The 3,708-nt window shown below is 73.9% G+C and carries 5 protein-coding genes; 3 read left to right on the top strand and 2 right to left on the bottom strand.

All coding sequences use genetic code 11. The features are described 5' to 3' along the window. Positions 1-88: 88 nt before the first annotated feature. A complete protein-coding gene (locus ACFXA3_RS38375; protein ID WP_385195277.1) occupies positions 89-814 on the bottom strand; it encodes a glucose 1-dehydrogenase in 726 nt (241 codons plus the stop codon). A 94-nt stretch (positions 815-908) separates the two neighbouring features. On the opposite strand from ACFXA3_RS38375, the gene ACFXA3_RS38370 reads away from it, so the two are divergent. The 3 genes from ACFXA3_RS38370 (at position 909) to ACFXA3_RS38360 (ending at position 2,889) form a co-directional block, all read left to right on the top strand. Continuing rightward, a complete protein-coding gene (locus ACFXA3_RS38370) occupies positions 909-1,493 on the top strand; it encodes a PadR family transcriptional regulator (RefSeq protein WP_385195274.1) in 585 nt (194 codons plus the stop codon). A 65-nt stretch (positions 1,494-1,558) separates the two neighbouring features. Continuing rightward, complete coding sequence (locus ACFXA3_RS38365) at positions 1,559-2,359, top strand: VWA domain-containing protein (protein WP_385195272.1); 801 nt, start codon at positions 1,559-1,561, stop codon at positions 2,357-2,359. A 20-nt stretch (positions 2,360-2,379) separates the two neighbouring features. Beyond that, on the top strand, positions 2,380-2,889 hold the full coding sequence (locus ACFXA3_RS38360; protein WP_385195270.1) for a pyridoxamine 5'-phosphate oxidase family protein: 510 nt from the start codon (positions 2,380-2,382) through the stop codon (positions 2,887-2,889). Here the strand turns inward: ACFXA3_RS38360 and ACFXA3_RS38355 are convergent. Then, positions 2,882-3,708 (bottom strand): glycoside hydrolase domain-containing protein (locus tag ACFXA3_RS38355; RefSeq protein ID WP_385195268.1); only part of this gene is annotated, 827 nt, incomplete at its 5' end. The genes ACFXA3_RS38360 and ACFXA3_RS38355 overlap by 8 nt on opposite strands.

Below are 3,708 nucleotides of genomic sequence, written 5' to 3'. Positions count from 1 at the left end.
GCCCGCAGGGCCTCCACCTCCCCCGGCCGGGGCACCCCCGCGGCCATCGCATCGCACAGCCCGCGGGCCGCGGGCGAGAGGGATCCGCTCATCGCGCCGTCATCCCCCCGTCCACCGCGAACTCCGTGCCCGTCACGTACGAGGACGCGTCCGAGCACAGGAACACCACCAGCTCCCCGACCTCCTCCGGCCGGCCCATCCGCCCCAGCGGCACGTGCGACCAGTCCTGCCCGGCGACCGCCGAGACCATCGGCGTGTCGATCGCCCCCGGATGCACCGAGTTGACCCTGATCCCGTCCCCCGCGAGGTCGAGGGCCGCCGACCGGGTCAGCCCGCGCAGCCCGAACTTGGTGGATCCGTACGCCGCGTGGCCGGGGATCCCGACCAGGCCGGCCGCGGAGGAGACGTTCACGATCGAGCCGCCCCCGGCCTCCCGCATCACCGGTGCCACGGCCCGGATCCCCAGGAACGGCCCCAGCAGGTTCACCCGTACCAGGAACTCGAACTCCTCGGGCGGCTGCAGCTCCACGTGGGCCGTGCGCCACACCGCCGCGTTGTTGACCAGTGCCGAGACCGTACCGAAGGCGCGTACGGCCTCCCGGACGACCGCGCTCCAGCCGTCCGCCTCCGCCACGTCGTGCCGGACGTACAGCCCCTGGTCGCCCAGGGCGGACGCGACCGCCCGGCCCTCCTCCTCCCGTACGTCCGTGACGACCACCCGCGCGCCGGCCTCCGCGCACAGCCGCGCCCCGGCCGCGCCCTGCCCGCGGCCGGCGCCGGTGATGACGACGACCTTCCCGTCCAGCGAGATCACCCGTCAGCCCTCCCATACGCCTAAGAGAAATACTTCTAGCAGGCATACCCGAGGGGCGGAAGGGGCGGTGCGGAGCGGTCGTAGACTGCGCTGCGTGGCAGACGAGGCGAACGGGCGCACGCTCCCGGCGACCAGCTGGGCGGTGCTCGGGCTGCTCTCCTTCGGCGAGGAACTCTCCGGCTACGACCTGAAGAAGTGGGCGGACCGGTCGCTGCGCTTCTTCTACTGGAGCCCGTCCTTCAGCCAGATCTACAGCGAGCTCAAGCGCCTGGAGAAGGCCGGCTACGCCTCCTCCCGGCAGGTCGCGCAGGAAACCGGAACCCGCGACAAGCGGGTCTACCGGATCACCGGCGAAGGCATGGCGGCCGTACGGACATGGGCCCGCGAGACCCCGGTCGACCCGCCCGTCCTCAAGCACGGGCCGATGCTGCGCCTGTGGCTGGGCCATCTGCTGGAGCCGGAGCAGATGCGCGAACTCCTGCACCGGCAGCAGGAGTTCGCCGAGGAGATGCGCCTGCGCGCGGTGGCCGAGGCGCAAAGCGCGCAGGACGGTCCCGCCCGGGCCTACCCGGCGCTCACCCTCGCGTGGGCCGAGCGGTACTACGCCTCCGAGCGCGACCTGGCGGCCGCGATGCTCGACGACATCGCGGCGCTGGAGGGCGAGCGCGAGCGCCCGTAGGTGCGCCGGGGCCCGCCCCCGTGCGCCCGGGTTCCGCCGCGCCCGGCTGACGTACGCTCGGGGCCATGACGGGCACGACGGACACGACCGGCACGCCACGCGCGACGGGCGGCGCGACACGCTCCGGGACGGGCGGCGCGAGGGGCAGCGCGATTGACCTCCGCAAGCTGGAAGCCACCGCTCCGGGCCTCGTGAACCTCTACAAGAGCGCCGGCATCTCGCTCCGCAAGCACGGCCTGGAGGGCGGGCGGGCCTCGGTCTACCTGGTCCTGGACCACTCGGGATCGATGCGCCCGTACTACCGGGACGGCACCGTGCAGGCCCTCGCCGACCGGGTGCTCGGCCTGTCCGCGCACCTCGACGACGACGGCCGCGTCCCGGTGGTGTTCTTCTCCACCGACGTCGACGCGGTGGAGGAGATACCGCTCGCCGGGCACCAGGGCAGGATCGCCGAGATCGCCTCGCGCCTGGGCCACATGGGCAAGACGGCGTACCACGCGGCGATGGACGCGGTCATCGACCACCATCTGGACTCGGGGTCGGCGAAACCCGCCCTCGTGGTCTTCCAGACCGACGGCGGCCCGGTCAACAAGACGGCGGCGGAGCGCTACCTGTGCAAGGCGGCCCGGCTCCCGCTGTTCTGGCAGTTCGTCGGCTTCGGCGAGACGCACAGCTCACAGTTCGACTTCCTGCGCCGCCTGGACGAACTGCCCGTGCCGGAGCGGCGGGTGGTGGACAACGCGGGCTACTTCCACGCCGGCCCCGACCCCCGCCGGGTCCCGGACTCGGTGCTGTTCGACCGCCTGGTGGGGGAATTCCCGTCCTGGCTGGCGTCGGCCCGCGCGGCGGGCATCGTACGCACCTGACCGACGGCTTTGATGGACGCATGACGACGAACAACTGGGCAGCGTTCGAGCAGCAGGAACCGGAATTCGCGGCTACCGTCCGGGCCCGTTTCGCGCAGTACCCGCACCACGTCCTCGGCACCCTCCGCAAGGACGGCTCCCCGCGCCTGACCGGACTGAACGTCGACATCCGCGGCGGCGAACTGTGGCTCGGGATGATGCCGGGCTCGCTGAAGGCCAAGGACCTCCAGCGCGACCCGCGGTTCGCCCTGCACACCAACCCCGGAGCGGGCGAGACGATGCCCGACGGGGACGTGCGGATCTCCGGGCGCGCGATCGAGCTCCTGGACCCGCCCGAGCTGCACCGGTACGCGGAGGAGACGGAGACCCCGCACCCCTTCCACCTCTTCCACGCGGACCTGACGGAGGTGGTGCTCACCGGCGTCGAGGGCGACGACCTGGTGGTCCGCACCTGGACCCCGGCCCACGCCCTGCGCACCCTGCGCCGCACGAACGACGACGAACCCCCGCGCGAGGACCCGGCTAGCTGAAGCGGGGGCGGGCCGGGGTGGTGAGGGGGGTGGGGGCGATGTCGATCCAGCTGCGGTCGATGGTGAGCGCGACCCCGCCGTGGGTGTCGGTGTGGTCGCCGCGGTACTGGTGGGCGCGGCGGCGGCCGGCCCACTGGTGCGTACGGGCGGGCAGGCCCGTGTCGGCATCGGACACCGATGCCCGGCCGTTCCAGGCGGCGACCCACAGCACGTCGGGCATCGCCTCCGGGGCCTGGTCGTGGTGGGCGCTGAGCGCCTTGGCGCCGGAGCTCGCCGCGACGTAGGCGCCGGCGCGGTAGCCGAGCTCGTGCAGGCGGACCGTCCAGGCGGTGAGGTAGGCGACGACCGGGGGGTCCCAGGTGGTCCGGTCCGCGTAGTTCTCCAGGTCGTTGTAGAGCACCGTGCCCTCCGCCAGGCCCAGGGAGCGGGCCGTCGCGACGGCGCCTCCGGCCGCCTCCATGCCCTCCTCGTTGGCCTCGGACGGGTCGGGTGACAGGCCGGTGCTCGCGCTGCTCCAGGGCTGCGGGCCGACCCAGAGGGGCATCAGGTGCCAGCCGGCGGCGAGCTGCCTGCGCACCCAGCCGGCCGTCAGCTGCGGCTGCGCGCAGGCGCGGGCGCGGCCGCCGATGTAGACGCCGACCGCGCCGAAGGGGGAGTCGGCCCGCCAGGTGTCCATGGTGCGCTGGGTCGGGGCGGTGCAGGTGTCGAAGCCGTGGCCGGTGAAGGCGGCGCGGGTCAGGGGCGGGACGGGGGTGCCGGCGCTCGCCCCGGCCCCGGCGATCGCGGCGGCCGCGGCCGGGAGCGGGGCCGGGGCCGGGG

Origin of the sequence: Streptomyces sp. NPDC059456, assembly GCF_042750055.1 — a bacterium.
Taxonomy (GTDB): Bacteria; Actinomycetota; Actinomycetes; order Streptomycetales; family Streptomycetaceae; genus Streptomyces.
Note: the sequence above shows the minus strand (reverse complement) of the source record. Positions and strands in the feature narration are given on the sequence as shown.